This window comes from Burkholderia sp. Bp8994, from assembly GCF_003853805.1.
Classification (GTDB): domain Bacteria; phylum Pseudomonadota; class Gammaproteobacteria; order Burkholderiales; family Burkholderiaceae; genus Burkholderia.
Genome location: NZ_QTQH01000011.1, coordinates 1 through 18,797, shown reverse-complemented (window position 1 = coordinate 18,797; position 18,797 = coordinate 1). Strand labels below are relative to the sequence as shown.

The following is an 18,797-nucleotide window of genomic DNA, read 5'->3' as shown; positions in this document are numbered from 1 at the left end:
TGTGATGCGGAGTCGGACCGGCGCGCTCTCCCGGCACCCTGGCGGCGCTGCGGCGCACGGGACGTCAGGCGCGGCTGTCGCCGCCCGCATGCACGTCGGCGTGCGGGCGAGCGCGGGCGGCAATGCCCGCGCGAACGGCAGGGCTCGTCCTGGCGCGCATGCGCCTGGCAGCGGGTTCCCGGGGATTCGCCTATCGGATCGGAGCGCCGTGACGTCGGGTGACGGGGCGGGCCGTGTTCGCGCATCGGACGGGCACGGCGCGAAGTCGCGCCGCCGGCATCAGTGGATGCGTGACAGGAGCGGTGATGATGGACAGCAGCCGTGTGACGGCCGATATGAGTTTGGACATGATTTCCCCGACCCGCTTGATGATTGTTTGTCGCCTGCATCGAGCCCTTGGCCCGTGCAGTGTCGTTGTGTGCACGGTTGCCTCAGCAAACAGCGGGCCAGCACGCGGACTGCCGCGCCAACGGGGGCTGAGCGGTCGCGGCATGGCGCCGGTGCAACGCGGCGGAGGCGGAAGTGTTTCAGCCGTGAAACGCGAGGCGGCGGGCTGGTCGGCCGCTCGCCATGGCTGGTACGCGGTGGCTGGAGTGAAGGGGGAAATACAGCGGCCGCGCGACGGGGATTCCGCTGGGGAATCGCACGCGTCGCGTGCGGTTCGGTTTCATTTCCGCAACGTGCGCGGAGGCGGGGGGCGGCGGATCGCGGCCGTTTCGATCAGGGGGCGGGGGGCGACGCGTCAGGCGTTCACATTCGACTGGGCTGCGAGCCACGCGCAGAACTGCGCGACCAGCGGATCGTCGGCCGGCGTGCCCGGCGCGATCCACCAGTAGCTGCGTGTCGCGATGCGCGGCCCGTCGAGCGGCATCACCAGACGCCCGCTCGCGAGCTCGTCGTCGATCAGCGGCAGCGGGCCGAGCGCGACGCCCAGCCCGTCGACGGCTGCCTGCAGCGCCAGGTAGAAGTGGTCGAACGACTGCCGCTTGCGCCCCTTCATCGTCACGCCGGCCGCCGCGAACCAGTCGCGCCAGCCTTCCGGCCGCGTGTCCGAATGCAGCAGCACGTGCCGCGCGAGATCGTCCGCGCGGGTGATCGGCGCGCGCTTGAGCAGCGCGGGGCTGCAGACCGGAATCACGCTTTCGTCGAGGAAGTGGCCGCTCGTGCAGTTCGGCCAGTGGCCGGGGCCGCGGCGGATCGCGACGTCGAAACCGTCGAGCGCATCGAGCGGCGCGTTCGACGTGGACAGCTTCAGCTCGACGTTCGGCACGTCGCGCTGGAACCGCGACAGGCGCGGCAGCAGCCATTTCATCGCGAACGTCGGCAGCGCATTGATGCGCAGCACGCGCGCGGCCCCGGTGTTGCGCAGCTGCTCGGTGGCGAGCGCGATGCTGTCGAACGCGGCGCGGACGGTATCCAGATAGCGGCGGCCTTCGTCGGTGAGCTTCACGCGCTTGCCGTAGCGGTGGAACACCGGCTTGCCGAGCCACGCCTCGAACCCGGCGATCTGCCGGCTGATGGCACCATGAGTCACATGCAGCTCGTCGCCGGCGGCGCTGAAGCTTTCATGTCGTGCCGCTGCTTCAAAGGCCCGAAGCGCGGAAAAGGGCGGGAGATCGCGTGCCATGCTTGTGATTCTAGATCACAAGGACGCGCCGATAAAATCGTTTTGCCGGCGTGCCGCACGGCGGTAACCTCGGGGCATCGTTTGATGAGGAGCCCCATGCAATCCGTTTCTCCGTCGCCTGCCGCGCCTCCACGCCGTGTCGGCCTCGCCGAGCTGTTCACCGGCTTCCTGTCGCTCGGCCTGATGTCGTTCGGCGGCGCGCTGCCGTTCGCGAGGCGCACGATCGTCGACGACCGCAAATGGCTCACCGCCGACGAATTCACCGATCTGCTCGGGCTGTGCCAGTTCCTGCCGGGCGGCAACGTGATCAACCTGTCGGTCGCCGTCGGCATGCGCTTTCGCGGCGTCGCGGGCGCGTTCGCCGGCATTCTCGGGCTGATCGCGGGCCCGACGCTCGTGGTCGTCGGGCTCGGTGTGCTGTATGCGAAGACGCAGGGCGATCCGCGCGTGCAGCACCTGTTCGGCGGGCTCGCCGCCGCGGCCGCCGGCCTGCTCGTCGCGATGGCCGTGAAGGTCGCGAAGCCGCTGCTGCACGCGCCGCGCACCGCGGCCGGCATCGCGGCCCTCGCATTCGCCGCGATCGCGGTGCTGCGCATCCCGCTCCTGAGCGCGATGCTGGTGCTGACGCCCGTGAGCATCTGGCTCGCGTCGCGGCGCCGCGAGACGCCGGCACCGCAGCGCGCCGCCGTGCGCGACGGAGGCCGGTGATGAACGACACGCTGATCGCGATCGCGACGATCTTCAGCCAGCTGTCGCTGCTCGCATTCGGCGGCGGCAACACGATCCTGCCGGAGATGCAGCGGCAGGTCGTCGACGTGCACCACTGGATGAGCGCGCACGCGTTCACCGCGCTGTTCGCGCTCGCGCAGGCCGCGCCGGGGCCGAACATGATGATCGTGCCGCTGGTCGGCTGGCATGTGGCCGGCTGGGCCGGGCTGCTGGTCGCATCGATCGCGAAGTTCGGGCCGTCGTCGATCGTCACGGTGCTCGCGCTGCACGCGTGGGAGCGCTTTCGCGACCGGCCGTGGCGCCGCTACGTGCAACAGGGGCTGATGCCGGTCACGGCCGGGCTCGTCGCGGCCAGCGCGGTGCTGATCTCGGAAGCGTCGAACCGCTCCGCGATCCAGTGGGGCATCACCGCCGCATGCGCGGTGCTCGCGTGGCGCACGCGCATCCATCCGCTGTGGCTGCTCGCGGCCGGCGCGCTGATCGGGCTCACCGGCATCGGCCAGTGAGCGGCGCACAACCGGCCTCCCGTGCGCGATACTGGCGCGACTCTTCACGGGAGGCCTGATGGATCTCGACGGCGCCAGCCGCAATCTCACCGTCGCCGCGCTGCTCACGCTGTCCGGCGGCTATCTCGACGCGTACACGTACGTCGGTCACGGCCACGTGTTCGCGAACACGATGACCGGCAACGTCGCGCTGCTCGGCATCAACGTATCGGCCGGCGAATGGGCGGCCGCGCTGCATCACGTGCCGCCGCTCGGCGGTTTCGTGGTCGCGGTGTTCGTCGCGCACCTGCTCGGTCTCGCCGCGCAGCGCGGCTGGATGCGGCACACCGCGTTCGCGAGCCTGATCGTCGAGATCGCGTTTCTCGGCGTCGCCGCGAGCGGGCTCGTCGGCGCGTCGAGCGCGTGGCTGATTCCCGGGATCTCGTTCGTCGCGACGCTGCAGACGCTGTCGTTTACTCATCTCGAGGAACTGTCGTACACGTCGGTGATGACGACCGGCAACCTGCGGCGCGCCGCGCAGAAGCTGTTCGTCGGGCTGATTCCCCGCTACGACGCGGGCGCGCTGCACGATTCGGCGCTGCTCGCGACGATCAGCTTCTGCTTCCTGGCCGGCGCGGTGGTCGGCGGCCTCGTGACGCGGCTCGTGCCGGACGTCGCGCTGTGGGGCGCCGTGTTGCTGCTCGCCGGTGCGTTCGCGGAGATCGTGCGGCGGGCGCGGCGGCGCGCGGGCGGTGGGCGTGACAGTGGCGATGGGGCGGCCGGCAACGGGGGCGCCGAAGTTCGCGGCAGCAACGGCAGCAACGGCAGCAACGGCAGCAACGGCAGCAACGGCAGCAACCCCGACGGCGGGACGCCGCGGCCGGCCTGACGCGCGCAGGGCCGCCGCCATGCGGCCCGCCGGTCCGCCGCGCGACCGAATCACCGGCTCATCGCGCCACCCTCCGCCACGCTGCCCCAGCGCAAACCGGTTGCTCCGGCCGCGCCTTACAGCGCCAGCCTTCGTCCCGCCATCGCCGCGACCCGCATCCGTCGCGCGACAGGCAAGCCCGGCGCGGGAAACGTTGTTCCAGGGCGACAATCGCGCGCGACCGCGCGTTTCAATTTCTTTCGGCGTGCGCACTGGTCTTATGATTCAGCCCACATCGCGCGCGCCATGAGCGTCCGCGATCGCCACCCGGCTGCGCACGCGGCCGGCCATGAATGGAGACACCTACAAAAAGGAAAGCTCATGAAGCAGACCACCCGGCTCGCAGCCATCGCAGGGGGCGCGGTGCTGGCCTTCGCCAGCCAGTACGCAGCAGCACAAAGCTCGGTCACGCTGTGGGGCGTCGCCGACGTCAGCGTTCGCTACCTGACCAACGCGAACGCCAAGAACGACGGCCTGCTGTCGATGTCCAACGGCGCGATCACCAACAGCCGCTTCGGCATCTACGGCACGGAAGACCTCGGCAGCGGCCTGAAGGCCGTGTTCAAGCTCGAAAGCGGCGTGAACCTGCAGAACGGCGCATTCGCCGACAGCGGCCGCCTGTTCAACCGTGCGGCATACGTCGGCCTGGACAGCCCGTACGGCACGGTGACCCTCGGCCGCCAGAAGACGCCGCTGTTCGACCTGCTGTCGGACACCTACGATCCGCTGACGGTCGGCAACTACCTCGAAAATGCATGGCTGCCGGTCGCACTCGGCGGCGGCCTGTATGCGGACAACCAGATCAAGTACACGGGCACGTTCGCGGGCCTGACCGCGAAGGCGATGTACTCGACGGGCACCAACTACGAATCGACCGGCGCCGGCGGCTTCTCGGGCCAGATCCCGGGCTCGCTCGGCAAGGGCAACGCATGGGGCGTGTCGCTGTCGTACGTGACGGGCCCGCTCAGCATCGCGGCCGGCGCGCAGCAGAACAGCGACAACTCCGCACGCAAGCAGACGATCTACCACGCGAACGTCGTGTATGCGTTCAGCAAGGCGAAGATCTATGCGGGCTACCTGCGCTCGAAGGACGACACCGGTTTCGTCGACAGCCTGCTCGCGCAGCAGTCGATTCCGGTCGCGAAGGGCACGGGCCGGATCGACGACGGTCCGTTCGCGGGCGTGAGCTGGCAGGTCAGCACGCCGCTGACGCTGACGGGCGCGTTCTACTACGACCACATGCGCAACGCGATGACCGCCAACGGCACGCTCGCGAGCGGAAACCGCTACGCGATCGTCGGCATCGCCGAATACGCGCTCAGCAAGCGCACGGAAGTCTACGGCACGGTCGACTTCAACAAGACGAACGGCGCGGCGAACGTCGAGCTGCCGGGTCGCAGCAACCAGACCGGCATCGCGATCGGCCTGCGCAATATCTTCTGACGAAAATCGTCAACGCGTGCGCCGGCCCCGGTTCGGCGCGCATCGAAGAGGCTCCAGGAAGGAGCCTCTTTTTTTTCGCCACGCGCCTTCCTGCGCGCAGACGACCATTCAGCGATTGCTCCATCGGGAACACGCCGCCCGTAAGGGTTCCGTCGGCATTCCAGAACATACTTTGACAGTGCGCGCGAAGCGATTCCGCTACGCTGCGTGCAGGGTCCGCCGCGTGCCGCAACGCACGCGCGGGCGTCGTTCCGGCGCGCGTTTCGCGTGCGGCCGGCCTGGTGCGTAACTTGTGTATCCGGTGATGACAAACACGGTCCGCCGGTTTTTTTTCGTGGGACGATGCGCTCACGAATTTCTTGAAAGGGGATGACGATGGGTATCCTGAACACCGTGGGTGAAATCGCTGGCGCAGTGGCAGCCGTCGAGGCGGCGGAGAAGGTCGATCCGGATGCGGGCCTGCTGACCAAGGCGGCGGCGGCCGTCGCCGGCTTCAAGGGCGCCGAGGCGATCGAAGGCATGCTCGAGAAGAAGGAAGAGCAGCCGCAGCAGGCAGACGATACGCAGGCGACGGACGGCAGCGACACGTCGCAGGCCTGAGCAAGGCGGCTGGTCCCGCCGCGGGTGCGCCGTTCGCGCATCCGGGCGGACCGGTGCCGCGCGGCCGGCAGGCCGGGCATGTGGTCGATCGGTGACGCATGGCACACCCGGCAGCCGGTTTGACCGGCGAGAGGCAACGTCTCTCGCCGTTTTTTATGGCGCGCGCGTCCTGCGGCGCCACGTTCCGCACGAATTCCCGAATCTTGCTATCGTGCCGTCATCCGAACTGCGATGAGGGCTTGCGATGGATTTCGACTACGACCTGTTCGTCATCGGGGCCGGCTCCGGCGGCGTGAGGCTCGCCCGGATGGCGGCGTCATACGGCGCGCGCGTCGGCATAGCGGAACAGGAGCAGATCGGCGGCACCTGCGTGCTGCGCGGCTGCATCCCGAAGAAGCTGCTCGTCTACGCATCGCACTATCCGCACGAACTCGACGATGCGAAGGGCTTCGGCTGGACCTTCGGCGCCGGCACGCTCGACTGGTCCGCGCTGATCGCCGCGAAGGATCGCGAGATCAACCGGCTCAGCGACATCTACATCGACCTGCTGCGGCAATCCGGCGTCGCGATGCACGCAGGACGCGCGACCCTCGTCGACGCGCATACGGTCGCGATCGGCGAGCGCACCATCCGCGCGCGCCACATCGCGATCGCGACCGGCTCGCGGCCGGCGCTGCCGCACCGTCCCGGCATCGAGCATGCGATCACGTCGCGCGAGGCGCTGTCGCTCCCGGCGTGCCCCAAGCGCATCGCGGTGGTCGGCGGCGGCTATATCGCGGTCGAGTTCGCCGGCATCTTCAACGGCTTCGGCAGCCAGGTCGATCTGTTCTATCGCGGCGAGAAGATCCTGCGCGGCTTCGACGACGACGTGCGCCAGTTCCTCACCGACGAAATGACGAAGCAGGGCGTCGCGATCCACGCGCGCGCGGTGGTCGAGTCGATCGCGCGCGCGGACGACGGCACGCTCTCCGTGCACGTCGGCGACGCGCAGCACGGGCCGTACGACGCGGTGCTCTATGCGACCGGCCGCGTGCCGAACGTCGAAGGGCTCGGCCTCGAGCGCGCGGGCGTCATGCTCGACGCGCGCGGCGCGATCGCGGTCGATGCGTATTCGGCGACGTCGGTGCCTTCGATCCATGCGCTCGGCGACGTCACGTCGCGGCCGCAGCTCACGCCGGTGGCGACGCGCGACGGCGCGCTGCTCGCGCGCACGCTGTTCGGCGGCGCACGCGTCGCGGCCGATCACGATTACGTCCCGTCGGCCGTGTTCAGCCAGCCGGAGGTCGCGACGGTCGGCCTGACCGAGGCCGATGCGCGTCGCGTGCACGGTGACGTCGACATCTACCGCACGTCCTTCAAGGCGCTGCGCCACACGCTGTCGGGCCGCAACGAGCGCACGCTGATGAAGCTGGTGGTCGCGCGCGACAGCCAGCGCGTGATCGGCGCGCACATGGTCGGCCGCGACGCGGGCGAGATCATCCAGGGCATCGCGATCGCGATTCGCGCGGGCGCGACGAAGGCGCAATTCGACGATACGATCGGCATTCACCCCACCGCGGCCGAGGAGTTCGTGACGATGCGGCAGAAGGTGGCCGACTGACCGCCAGCGGCGCGCCGGCTCGCGGGCCGGCGCGGGCGTCCCGCACACGCTCCGCTGGCGTGTGACGCACCACGGATCCGCGGCGATTTGTAAAGATCGTCAATTCTTCTAAAGAAATCCCGTCTCGACAATCAGACTTGGTATGATCGGCCAAAATCATATACGGGGCCGATCATGCGCGATCAACAGCGCAGTAACCAGAATCACGCGGTAGCCGGCGCAAGCGGGGTCGTCGATCCATGCGCCGCGCGTTCGCGTCTCGCCGCAACACGTCCGTTGCGTGCAATTTCCCTTCGCATGCCGCCATCTCCATCGCCGTCCGGGCGATGAAGTCGCGCGCGCGCCGATGCGCGCCCCGGCCGCTTCGATCATCGCATCGACCGCCGGTTTGTCGGCAAGCCGGCGAGCCCGTTCCGGGCAATCTTTTCACGTAAGGAGACCCGCAGTGAACATTCAGACACGACGCACCGTTCTCGTGGCGGCGGCGCTCGTCGCGGCGCTGTCCGGCTGCGCGACCGAGTCGTCGCGCACGCTCGACGTGCCGGCCGTGAGCAGCGCGCAGAAGCCGTACGCGGGCAAGCCCGTCGCGATCGCGGTCGGCAAGTTCGACAACCGCTCGAGCTACATGCGCGGCATCTTCTCGGACGGCATCGACCGCCTCGGCGGACAGGCGAAGACGATCCTCGTCACGCGCCTGCAGCAGAGCCGCCGTTTCAACGTGCTCGATCGCGAGAACCTCGACGAGATCAAGCAGGAAGCCGGCTTCATGAAGAAGGCGCAGGCGGTGAAGGGCGCGAACTACGTCGTGACCGGCGACGTGACGGAGTTCGGCCGCAAGGACGTCGGCGATCACCAGCTGTTCGGTATTCTCGGCCGCGGCAAGACGCAGGTCGCGTATGCGAAGGTCAACCTGAACATCGTCGACACGACGACGTCGGAAGTCGTCGCGTCGAGCCAGGGCGCGGGCGAGTTCAGCCTGTCGAACCGCGAAGTGATCGGCTTCGGCGGCACGGCCGGTTACGACTCGACGCTCAACGGCAAGGTGCTGGACCTCGCGATCCAGGAAGCCGTGAATCATCTCGTCGACCAGGTCGACGCCGGCACGCTGAAGGCACCGCAGTAGGCGCCGTGCGCAGTACGGCGCGACGAATCATTCACCAACCAGAAGAGACAAGACCATGAAACGGGGAATCTGGCTGCCGGCGACGGCGGCCGTCATGCTGCTCGCGGGCTGCGCGGCGCCGACCACGCCGCCGCTCTATCAATGGAACGGCTATCAGCCGCAGGTGTACGAATACTTCAAGGGGCAGAAGTCCCCGCAGGAGCAGATCGACGCGCTCGAAAAGGCGCTGCAGGAGATTCGCGCGAAGGGCAAGACGCCGCCGCCGGGCTTCCATGCGCATCTCGGGATGCTCTACGCGAGCGTCGGCAGCGAACAGCAGGCCGCGCAGGAATTCCAGGCCGAGAAGGCGCTCTTTCCGGAATCCGCGTCGTTCATGGATTTCCTGATGAAGAAGAAAGCCGGCGACGCGAAGGCCGCGAAGGCCGCGAATCCGTCGGCCGCCGGCCAGACGATCGCCGGCCAGAAGAATGCCGATCCGACTCCCGCCAAACAGTGACGTGCCTGCCATGATCAAGACACTTTCATTCAAGCTGCTGTCCGTACTGTCGATCGTCGCGCTGTTGAGCGCGTGCGCGCAGCCCGTCAAACGCCCCGACTACACGGCCTTCAAGAAGAGCCAGCCGCGCTCGATCCTCGTGCTGCCGCCGCTCAACGAGACGACCGATGTCGGCGCGACCTACGGTGTGCTGTCGCAGATGACGCAGCCGCTGGCCGAGTCGGGCTACTACGTGGTGCCGGTCGCGGTGATGGACGAGACGTTCAAGCAGAACGGCCTCACGAACGCCGCGGAAATCCAGGGCACGTCGCCGGCGAAGCTGCGCGAAATCTTCGGCGCGGACGCCGCGCTGTACGCGAAGATCACGCAATACGGATCCGTCTACCAGGTGGTGGACAGCACGACGGTGGTCGCGGCGTCGGCGAAGCTCGTCGACCTGAAGACCGGCGACGTGCTGTGGCAGGGCGAGGGCCGTGCGACCGGCAAGGAAGTCGGCAACAACATGAGCGTCAACGCGTTCGGGGTCGTCGGGATGCTGGTGCAGGCGGCCGTCAAGCAGGTCGCGCATTCGCTGACCGACGAAGCGCACGATGTGGCCGGTTTGACGAGCAGCAGGCTGCTGTCCGCGGGGCCGCCGAACGGGCTGCTGTACGGGCCGCGTTCGCCGAAGTACGGGACCGACTGACCGGCGCGCGGACCTCGGCTTCGGCGCGTCGGGCAGGCAAGGTCGCCTGCATGCCGTGCCGAAGCCGCGAGATTCGATGAAACGGCCGCGCTTGCGCGGCCGTTTTGCGTGGCCGGTACGTCGCGTGCGTCGTGCCGTGCGCCGCCGCTCAATGCATGCCGAACGCGTCGAGCAGCCGGTACCAGCTCATCGCGAGCACCAGCGCCGGCGTGCGCAGCGTCGCGCCGCCGGGGAAGTCGCGATGCCGGATCTTGCCGAACAGGTCGAAGCGGCTCGCCTGGCCGTCGATCGCCTCGGCGATCAGCTTGCCCGCGAGCGCGGTCGTGTTCACGCCGTGCCCCGAGAAACCCTGCGCGAAATACAGCGTCGGCGCGACGCGCCCGAAGTGCGGCGCGCGGTTCATCGTGATGTCGACGAAGCCGCCCCATGCGTAGTCGACCTTCACGTCCGCGAGCTGCGGGAACGTCTTCAGCATGTCCGCGCGCATCGCGTCGGCGAGATTGCGCGGCTCCCGCGTCGAATAGCTGACCTTGCCGCCCCACACGAGCCGCGTGTCGGGCGCCGGCCGGAAATAGTCGAGCACGAAGCGGCTGTCGCAGATCGCCGCGCGCGCGGGCATCAGCACGGCGGCGCGCGCCGCGCCGAGCGGCTCGGTCGCGATCACGTAGGTGCCGACCGGCATGATCTTCTTCGACAGCGCGGGCGCGAGCGTGCCGACGTACGTGTTGCACGCGAGCACCACGAAGCGCGCGCGCACCTGCCCCTGGCCGGTCTCGACGACGTGGCCGCCCGACACGTCGCGCACGCGCGTCACGCAGCTGTCCTCGTGGATCCGCACGCCCGCGTCGGCGGCCGCGCGCGCGAGCCCGAGCGTGTAGTTCAGCGGATGCAGGTGGCCGCTGTCGGGGTCGTACAGGCCGCCGCGATAGCGCGCCGATTGCACGTAGTCGCCGAGTTCGTCCGCTTCGACGAAATGAAAGCGGTCGTAACCGAAGCGCTTCGCGGCCTCGTCGCGCCAGCGTTTCAGCGCATCCGCGTCGCGCTCGGTGTTCGCGGCGGTCAGGTAGCCGGGCACGAGCGCGCAGTCGATGTCGTGCTTCGCGATGCGCGACTTCACGAGCGACAGCGTTTCGAGCCCCATGTCCCAGATCCGCTTCACGTCGCCTTCCGGCATGAAGTTGCCGAACGTGTCGATGTCGCATGCAAAGCCGCCGATCAGCTGGCCGCCGTTGCGCCCGCTCGCCGCCCATCCGACCCGCGATGCCTCGAGTACCGTCACCGAATGGCCGCGCTCGGCGAGGTTGAGCGCGGCGGACAAGCCGGTGAGGCCCGCGCCGATCACGCACACGTCGGCGTCGGTCGCGCCGGCGAGCGGCGCATGGCGGGTCGTATCGTTGGCGGTCGCCGCGTAGTACGACGCGACGTGCGGCTGGTTGGCGAATGTCTGCATGATCAGGAAAACGAATGAAGGGGACTCAGAACAGCTCGCGCACGCGGTGATACAGCATCCCGAGTTCGAGCGCGGGCTGCCGCCATGCGTCGCCGCCGGGAAAGCGCCGGTGGCGCAGCTGCGCGAACAGGTCGAACGCGCGCGTGTCGCCCGCGATCGCGCCAGCGATCGCGCGTCCGGCGATGCCGGTCAGCGCGACGCCGTGCCCGCTGAAGCCCTGGACGTAGAAGAAGTTCGGATCGAGCGCGCCGAAGTCCGGCGCGCGGTTGCGCGTGACGTCGACGAAGCCGCCCCACGCGTGGTCGACGCGCACGTCGGCGAGCTGCGGGAACACGCCGACCATGCGCTGCCGGATCGTGTCGGCGAGCGTGTCGGGCGACGCGCCCGCGGAGTTCGCACGGCCGCCGAACAGCATCCGGTGGTCGGCCGACAGCCGGAAGTAGTCGAGGAAGAAGTTGTTGTCGCACACGGCTTCGCGCTGCGCGATCAGCGCGTCGGCGCGCGCGCGGCCGAGCGGTTCGGTTGCGATGATGTACGACGCGACCGGCGCGATGCGCGCGGCGGTCGCGGCCGGCAGGATGCCGCCGGGGCCCGCGTTGCAGCACGACACGACGAAGCGGCAGCGCACCTCGCCCGACGGCGTGCGCACCACCGGCCGGGCGCCGCGCACGACGTCGAGCGCGGGCGTGTGCGCGTGGAGCGCGACGCCTTCGCGGCGCGCGGCCTCGGCGAGGCCGAGGCAATACTTGAGCGGATGCAGGTGGCCCGACAGCGGATCGTAGACGCCCGCCAGATAGCGCGGCGACGCGATGCGCGCGCGGATTTCGCCGGTATCGAGCCACGACAGCGACGGATGGCCCCAGCGCGAGCGCGCGGCATCCATCCAGGCGCGCAGGTCGTCGATGCGGCGCGGCTTGGTCGCGACCGTCAGGTAGCCGCGCGTGAAGTCGCAGTCGATGCCGTGGCGCGCGATCCGCTCGGCGATCAGCGCGACGCCGTCGAGCGACAGCGACCACGCGGCGCGTGCGCCGGCGGCGCCGAGCTGCTGCTCGATCACCTCGTCTTTCGCGAAACCCGTGATCGCCTGTCCGCCGTTGCGGCCCGATGCGCCCCAGCCGGGCCGATGCGCATCGATCACGGCGACCGACAGCCCGCGCGCACGGCAATCGAGCGCCGTCGACAGGCCCGCGAAGCCCGCGCCGATCACGCACACGTCGACGTCGATCGCTTCCTCGAGCACGGGGTCGTCGGCCACGGGGCGCGTGGCGGTTGCTTCGTAGTACGAGTCGCGCGCGAGCGCGTCGGCGCGGCGGGTGAAAGACTGCGTCATCAAACCGACTCCGTCGAAGACGGCCGGCGCCGGTGCGCGACGCACCGCGATCCGGCCGGGTGAAACGATGCGGGACGCCATGCGCGCGGCAGGGCGTCCCGCGCGGCCCGCATCAGAACGAATAGATGAACTGCGTCGCGAGCAGGTCGTTGGACTTGCCGTACGAACCGTCGTTGCGCAGGAACACCTTGTTGTTCGCCCAGTCGTGCCGGTATTCGACCTTCACGGTGATCTGCTGGGTCGGATAGAACAGCAGGTCGAGTGCGACGTCCTGGCGCACCGCGCCCTTGCACTCGAAGCCCAGGCCGCCGCCGGCCTTCGACTGCGCGAGACAGTCCGCGTCGACGCCGAAGCCGTTGCTCGGATCCATCCCGTTGCCGTTCAGCGCGATACCGCCGCCGCCGCCGCCGTTCTTCGAGTTGGCGAGCAGGTCGTAGCGCAGCGTCACGCCCATGCGGCCGACCACCGGCGCGTTGAACTTGCGGTGCGCGAGCAGCGACAGGCCGTACCACTGCGCGAGCCCGCCGTTGAACGCCGCATGCTGCTGTCGGCCGTAGTCGACTTCGGCGTTGTACTGAATGTCGGCGAGCGTGTAGGTCGCGTCGAGTTCGCCGAAGAAGAACGAACCGTAGGCGCTCGGTGCCGCGCCGCCCGGGCCGTAGTGGACGTTGCCCTGGTCGTCGATCGCGCTCGCCAGCGTCTGCCGCCCGATGTTGAACGAACCGCCGATGTCGAGCGCGCTCGACCACGTGTAGTCCGCGCGCGCGGTGAAGGTCGGCACCTTGTTGCTGGTGGAGATCGGGTCGCCGAGCGCGTTGGTGCCCGTCTGCGTGACCGAACCGTACGTGCGGTACTGCTCGTTGCCGAGGAAGAACTTCCACGCCCAGGCGCCCTTCGTGTAGTTCGCGCCGACACCGACGTAGCTGCCCGGATCCGAGAAATCGTACAGCAGGTTGTGCGTGAGCGTGAGCATCTGGTTCGACTGCTGCACCTCGTAGCCGCCGAAGCTCGGGATCAAGCCGGCGACCAGCGTCGTCTCGGCGGTGATCGGCACGTTGACGACCGCGGTGTTCAGCAGGTTGTCGGTGATCGAGCCGCGCGAGTTCTGCAGCAGCGTGATGCCGTTGCCGCGGTTCGGCATCAGCGTGATCTCCGCCGACGGCGCCATCGGGCCGACGCCGAAGGTCTTCTTGATGTCGAGGTAGAGATCGCCGAACGTGCTGTTGAAGTAGTTGTACGCGTTCTCGTGGTTCGCGAACAGGAACGACGACGTGCCGGCCGCGCGGTTGTAGATGTAGGTCGGGTCGATGTAGCCGGTGACCGACAGGCCCGCGAGCGGCCCGGTGTTGGCCGCGTCCGTCAGCGAGTCGACCTTCAGCTGCTGGTTCGCGATCTGCTGCTTCATTTCACTGACTTCGTCGTTGGTCAGCGTGGCTTGAGCCTTGCCGTAGTCCGGCGAGGACGGGTCTGCGGCCACGATCACCGGCTTAGCCGCGATCGTCGCGCCGGCCTGCGCGACCGGGGTGCCGCCCGGCTTCGCGGCGAGTTGCGCCTGCATGGCCTTCATCTGCTTCTGCAGCGCGGCGACCTGCGCCTGCAGTGCCTTGATTTCGGCGGAGGTCGAGTCGGCCAGCGCGATGCCGGGCAACGCGCCGGCCACCAGCAGGCAGATCAGTTTCTTCTTCATTGCGGATTCTCCTTGTCGTGCGCTTGGTCAATCTGTGATCGGCCCGCGCGCCGCTTCTCGCGGCGCGCGGGTCTTGTTATCGATGAAAAGGGAAGCGGGGCGTCAGGCCGCCGCGAACGCCGCCTTCATGTCGGCCACCCGGCGCCGTTCGCGCGCGATCATCATCTGGTTCACGACGATCACGCCGATCGTCACCGCGGTGATGAACAGCGTCGCCAGTGCGTTCATTTCCGGGTTCAGCCCGAGCCGCACGCGCGAGAACACCACCAGCGGCAGCGTGGTCGAGCCCGGCCCCGACAGGAACGCCGACAGCACCAGGTCGTCGATCGACAGCGTGAACGACAGCAGCCAGCCCGACAGCAGCGCCTGCGAGATCAGCGGCAGCGTCACCACGAAGAACACCTTCAGCGGCGTCGCACCCAGGTCGAGCGCGGCTTCCTCCAGCGACTTGTTCATCTCCTTCACGCGCGACTGCACGATGATCGCCACGTACGACACGCACAGCATCACGTGGCCGATCCAGATCGTCACCATCCCGCGGCCCTTCGGCCAGCCGAACATCTGCTCCAGCGCAACGAACAGCAGCAGCAGCGAGATCCCCTGGATCACCTCCGGAATCACCAGCGGCGCGTTGATCATCCCCGTGTACAGCGTGAAGCCCTTGAAGCGGCCGAAGCGCGCGAGCACGAAGCCCGCCCACGTGCCGATCACGACCGACGCGGTGGCCGTCAGGAGGCCGATCTTCAGCGACAGCCACGCGGCGGTGAGCAGCTCGTCGTCCTGCCACAGCGCCGCGTACCACTTCAGCGAGAAGCCCGACCACACCGTCACCAGCTTCGACTCGTTGAACGAGTACACGACCAGGCTGATGATCGGGATGTACAGGAACAGGAAGCCGAAGGCGAGGACGCCCGTCGACAGCGGTTTGCTCGGCTTGATCATTTCGCTTCCTCCAGTTCCTTGACCTGGTAGTACTGGAACAGCGCCATCGGCACCAGCAACAGCAGCACCATCGCGACCGTCACCGCGGACGCCATCGGCCAGTCCATGTTGTTGAAGAATTCATCCCACATCACGCGGCCGATCATCAGCGTGTCGGCGCCGCCGAGCAGTTCCGGAATCACGTACTCGCCGACTGCCGGGATGAACACCAGCAGGCTGCCGGCGATGATCCCGTTCTTCGACAGCGGCAGCGTGATGCGCGTGAACGCGACCCACGGCTTCGCGCCGAGGTCGTAGGCGGCCTCGAGCAGCGTGAGGTCCATCTTCACGAGGTGCGCGTAGAGCGGCATCACCATGAACGGCAGGTACGAATAGACCATCCCGATGTAGACGCCCGCGTCGCTGTGATAGAGGCGCAGCGGGGTGTGGATGATGCCGAGCGCGATCAGCGTGTGGTTCAGGAGGCCGTCATCCTTCAGGATCCCGATCCATGCGTACACGCGGATCAGGAACGACGTCCAGAACGGCAGCATCACGGCCATCATCAGCACGTTGCGCCGGCCCGGCTCCGAGCGTGCGATGTAGTACGCCATCGGGAATCCGATCAGCAGGCACAGCAGCGTCGACACGGCGGCCATCTTCAGCGAGCTGAGATAGGTCGCGATGTACAGGTCGTCCTGCAGCAGGAACGCGTAGTGCGACAGCTGCAGCGCGAAGTGCACGACGCCGTCCTTGATCTCGACGAGCGACGTGTACGGCGGGATCCCCATCACCTGGTCGGCGAAGCTGATCTTGAACACCAGCACGAACGGCAGCGCGAAGAAGATCACGAGCCACAGGAACGGCACGCCGATCGCGACGCCGCGGCCCGACGGCAGGAAGCGCGACAGCGCGGCGAAGCGGCTGCGGCGCTTCGAAGCCTGTGTCGTTGCGGCGGTACCGGTCGAAACCGGCGCGGACGGAGTGGAGGCGGAAGTTCTCATCATGTCGTCCTCACTGCGTCAGCACGACGCCGCTGGCCGGCGACCACGACACGAACACGTCGTCGTTCCACGCCGGCGCGCTGTCGTGCATCAGGTGCGAACTCGACAGGTTCGACACGACCGTCTTGCCGCTCGGCAAACGCACGTGATACAGCGAGTAGGCGCCCATGTACGCGATGTCGGTCACCACGCCGCGCGCCCAGTTGTGATGCGAGCCCGGCTTCTCGCGCGATACGTGCACGCGCTCCGGCCGCACCGAGATGCCGACCGGCATCCCGAGCGGGCCGGTCACGCCGTGGCTCACGTACATGCGTGCCTCGAGGTCGTCGCTTTCGACGAAGATGTGATCGGGTTCGTCCTCGACCACCCGGCCTTCGAACAGGTTCGTCGAGCCGATGAACTCGGCCGAGAAGCGGCTGTTCGGGTATTCGTACACTTCGCCCGGCGTGCCGATCTGCACGATCTTGCCTTCGCTCATCACCGCGAGGCGGCTCGCCATCGTCATCGCCTCTTCCTGGTCGTGCGTGACCATCACGCAGGTCACGTCGACCTTCTCGATGATGTTCACCAGTTCGAGCTGGGTCTTCTGGCGGATCTTTTTGTCGAGCGCGGACATCGGCTCGTCGAGCAGCAGCAGCTTCGGGCGCTTCACCAGCGAGCGCGCGAGCGCGACGCGCTGCTGCTGGCCGCCGGACAGTTGGTGCGGCTTGCGCTTCGCGTACTTGCTCATCTGCACCAGCGCGAGCGCGTCGGCCACGCGTTCCTTGATCTCGTTTTTCGGCGTGCCTTCCTGCTTCAGCCCGAACGCGACGTTCGACTCGACCGACATGTGCGGGAACAGCGCATACGACTGGAACATCATGTTGACCGGGCGGCGGTACGGCGGCAGCGACGCGAGGTCCTCGCCGTCGACGAAGATCTTGCCGGAGGTCGCCGTCTCGAGCCCGGCGAGCATGCGCAACAGCGTCGACTTGCCGCAGCCGGAGCTGCCGAGCAGCGCGAACAGCTCGTTCTTCGCGATCGTCAGGTTCACGTTGTCGACGGCCGTGCTGTCGCCGAACTTCTTCACGACGTTTTCGATGCGCACGAACGCATCGTTCTTCGTGCGGGCCGCGGCGGCCGGTTGGGTGTGGCGTGCGGCAGCGGAAGAGGGTATCGATTGCATGGGAGTCACCATTCGTTCTTCACGGATTGCAGGCGTGAGCGTTCCCGCGCGAGGCGTACAACGCGACTCGCGGACAACGGCTCGTGCCGGATGGAACAGCGCGCGGTGCGCGCGGGCGGACGAAGCGTCCGCGGATCTCTGGCGGGCAGGCGTTCAGCCGATGCCTGCGCCGCCGTGATGGTTCGTGATCAGTGGCCCGTCTTCAGCTGCGCCCACAGACGGTTCTCGAGGCGCAGGATGTCGGCCGGCATCGGCTTCATCAGCACCATCTTCTTCAGCACGTCCTCGGGCGGATAGACGGTCGGATCCTGCGCGACGGCCGGCGTGACGAACGGGTGCGCGGCCTTGTTCGCGGTCGGGTAGAACACCGTGTTGGTGATCGCCGCATTGACCTTCGGGTCGGACACGTAGTTGATCCACTTCAGCGCGGCCTCGGGGTGCGGTGCATCCTTCGGGATCACCATCACGTCGAACCACAGCAGGCCGCCTTCCTTCGGGTTCGAGAACTTGATGTCGTACGGGCGCTTCGCCTCCGACGAGCGGCGGTGCGCGATGCCGACGTCGCCCGACCAGCCGAGCACGACGCACACGTCGTTGTTCGCGAGGTCGTTGATGTAGCCGGACGAGTTGAACTGGGTGATGTACGGGCGGACTTTCTTCAGGACTTCGAACGCAGCCTGGTAGTCGCCGGGGTTCTTGCTGTTCGGATCCTTGCCCATGTACTGCAGCGTGGCCGCGAACACGTCGACGGCCTGGTCGAGGAACGACACGCCGCAGCTCTTCAGCTTTTCCATGTTGGCCGGGTCGAACACCAGCGCCCAGCTGTCGACGGGCGCCTTGTCGCCGAGCGCCTTCTTCACCGCCTGCGCGTTGTAGCCGATGCCGTCGGTGCCGTAGGCCCAGGGAACGCCGTACTGGTTGCCCGGATCGGCGTCCGAGATCATCTTCATCAGCAGCGGGTCGAGGTTCGCGAGGTTCGGGATCTTCGACTTGTCGAGCTTCTGGTACACGCCGGCCTGGATCTGCTTGGCCATGTAGTTCGAGGTCGGCACGACGATGTCGTAGCCCGAGCTGCCCGCCAGCAGCTTCGCCTGCAGCGTGTCGTCGCTGTCGTAGTTGTCGTACTTGACGTGGATGCCCGTCTGCTTCTGGAAGTTCGGGATCGTGTCGGGTGCGATGTAGTCGGACCAGTTGTAGACGTTCAGCTCGTCGGCATGCGCCGACGGGCTGGCGACCGACGTGAACGCGGCCACCGCGGCAAGGGCCGCGATGGAACAGGCTTGGCGAAGAAAGCAGGCACGCATGGTGGAATTCCCCTGGGTTATGGCGGCGCGCGGCACCCGCCGCACGCCTGTAGGCAAAGTCGTTACGAAAGGCCCAGTTGCTGGGCGGTCGCATCGACGGCCTTCTTCGCCTTCGATACGAGTTCATCGATTTCCTGACGCGAAATCACGAGCGGCGGCGACAGCAGCATCCGGTCGCCGGTCGCGCGCATGATCAGGTTGCCGTTGAAGCAGAAGTCGC

General features: G+C 67.8%; 17 protein-coding genes and 1 pseudogene. 9 read left to right on the top strand and 9 right to left on the bottom strand.

What is annotated here, in order from left to right; all coding sequences use genetic code 11:
• Positions 1–742: 742 nt before the first annotated feature.
• The gene (locus DIE04_RS13705) at positions 743–1,627 is read right to left on the bottom strand and encodes a transcriptional regulator GcvA (RefSeq protein ID WP_124520523.1); all 885 of its coding nucleotides are present in this window, start codon (positions 1,625–1,627) and stop codon (positions 743–745) included.
• A gap of 96 nt (positions 1,628–1,723) precedes the next feature.
• Between DIE04_RS13705 and DIE04_RS13700 the strand changes: the two genes are divergently transcribed.
• The 9 genes from DIE04_RS13700 (at position 1,724) to DIE04_RS13660 (ending at position 9,716) form a co-directional block, all read left to right on the top strand.
• Positions 1,724–2,335, top strand: a complete 612-nt coding sequence (locus tag DIE04_RS13700; RefSeq protein WP_124520522.1) for a chromate transporter — start codon at positions 1,724–1,726, stop codon at positions 2,333–2,335.
• Positions 2,335–2,862, top strand: coding sequence for a chromate transporter (locus DIE04_RS13695; protein ID WP_124520521.1), 528 nt, complete (start codon positions 2,335–2,337; stop codon positions 2,860–2,862). Before DIE04_RS13700 ends, DIE04_RS13695 begins: the two co-directional genes overlap by 1 nt.
• Before the next feature lie 58 nt (positions 2,863–2,920).
• Entirely contained in the window at positions 2,921–3,730 is an 810-nt protein-coding gene (locus DIE04_RS13690) for a YoaK family protein (protein WP_124573047.1), read from the top strand.
• 360 nt (positions 3,731–4,090) lie between these two features.
• Positions 4,091–5,212: a porin gene (locus DIE04_RS13685; protein ID WP_044847888.1), complete on the top strand. Its 1,122-nt coding sequence runs from the start codon at positions 4,091–4,093 to the stop codon at positions 5,210–5,212.
• Positions 5,213–5,587: 375 nt separating this feature from the next.
• Complete coding sequence (locus DIE04_RS13680; RefSeq protein ID WP_014895816.1) at positions 5,588–5,812, top strand: hypothetical protein; 225 nt, start codon at positions 5,588–5,590, stop codon at positions 5,810–5,812.
• Between the two features lie 244 nt (positions 5,813–6,056).
• Positions 6,057–7,412 (top strand): glutathione-disulfide reductase, encoded by a 1,356-nt coding sequence (gene gor / locus DIE04_RS13675; protein ID WP_124520519.1) that lies wholly within the window; start codon positions 6,057–6,059, stop codon positions 7,410–7,412.
• 451 nt (positions 7,413–7,863) lie between these two features.
• Positions 7,864–8,535, top strand: coding sequence for a CsgG/HfaB family protein (locus DIE04_RS13670; RefSeq protein ID WP_185500359.1), 672 nt, complete (start codon positions 7,864–7,866; stop codon positions 8,533–8,535).
• A gap of 55 nt (positions 8,536–8,590) precedes the next feature.
• Positions 8,591–9,031 (top strand): DUF4810 domain-containing protein, encoded by a 441-nt coding sequence (locus DIE04_RS13665; RefSeq protein ID WP_124520518.1) that lies wholly within the window; start codon positions 8,591–8,593, stop codon positions 9,029–9,031.
• A gap of 10 nt (positions 9,032–9,041) precedes the next feature.
• Positions 9,042–9,716: a DUF799 domain-containing protein gene (locus tag DIE04_RS13660; RefSeq protein WP_044847891.1), complete on the top strand. Its 675-nt coding sequence runs from the start codon at positions 9,042–9,044 to the stop codon at positions 9,714–9,716.
• 148 nt (positions 9,717–9,864) lie between these two features.
• On the opposite strand, the gene DIE04_RS13655 is transcribed toward DIE04_RS13660, so the two are convergent.
• The 8 genes and pseudogenes from DIE04_RS13655 to DIE04_RS13620 all read right to left on the bottom strand — a co-directional run.
• The gene (locus DIE04_RS13655; protein WP_124520517.1) at positions 9,865–11,166 is read right to left on the bottom strand and encodes an FAD-binding oxidoreductase; all 1,302 of its coding nucleotides are present in this window, start codon (positions 11,164–11,166) and stop codon (positions 9,865–9,867) included.
• Between the two features lie 25 nt (positions 11,167–11,191).
• Positions 11,192–12,496 carry an FAD-binding oxidoreductase gene (locus DIE04_RS13650; protein WP_124520516.1) on the bottom strand — a complete coding sequence of 435 codons (1,305 nt, stop codon included), beginning with the start codon at positions 12,494–12,496 and terminating at the stop codon, positions 11,192–11,194.
• A gap of 112 nt (positions 12,497–12,608) precedes the next feature.
• Positions 12,609–14,183 (bottom strand): DUF3138 family protein, encoded by a 1,575-nt coding sequence (locus DIE04_RS13645; RefSeq protein ID WP_124520515.1) that lies wholly within the window; start codon positions 14,181–14,183, stop codon positions 12,609–12,611.
• 102 nt (positions 14,184–14,285) lie between these two features.
• Complete coding sequence (locus DIE04_RS13640) at positions 14,286–15,125, bottom strand: ABC transporter permease subunit (RefSeq protein ID WP_044847895.1); 840 nt, start codon at positions 15,123–15,125, stop codon at positions 14,286–14,288.
• A complete protein-coding gene (locus DIE04_RS13635; RefSeq protein ID WP_124520605.1) occupies positions 15,122–16,108 on the bottom strand; it encodes an ABC transporter permease subunit in 987 nt (328 codons plus the stop codon). Before DIE04_RS13635 ends, DIE04_RS13640 begins: the two co-directional genes overlap by 4 nt.
• Before the next feature lie 10 nt (positions 16,109–16,118).
• The gene (locus DIE04_RS13630) at positions 16,119–17,273 is read right to left on the bottom strand and encodes an ABC transporter ATP-binding protein (protein WP_124486635.1); all 1,155 of its coding nucleotides are present in this window, start codon (positions 17,271–17,273) and stop codon (positions 16,119–16,121) included.
• A 188-nt stretch (positions 17,274–17,461) separates the two neighbouring features.
• Positions 17,462–18,577 carry a polyamine ABC transporter substrate-binding protein gene (locus DIE04_RS13625; RefSeq protein WP_124486634.1) on the bottom strand — a complete coding sequence of 372 codons (1,116 nt, stop codon included), beginning with the start codon at positions 18,575–18,577 and terminating at the stop codon, positions 17,462–17,464.
• A 62-nt stretch (positions 18,578–18,639) separates the two neighbouring features.
• Positions 18,640–18,797: pseudogene (locus DIE04_RS13620) on the bottom strand (aspartate aminotransferase family protein); the annotation flags it as partial.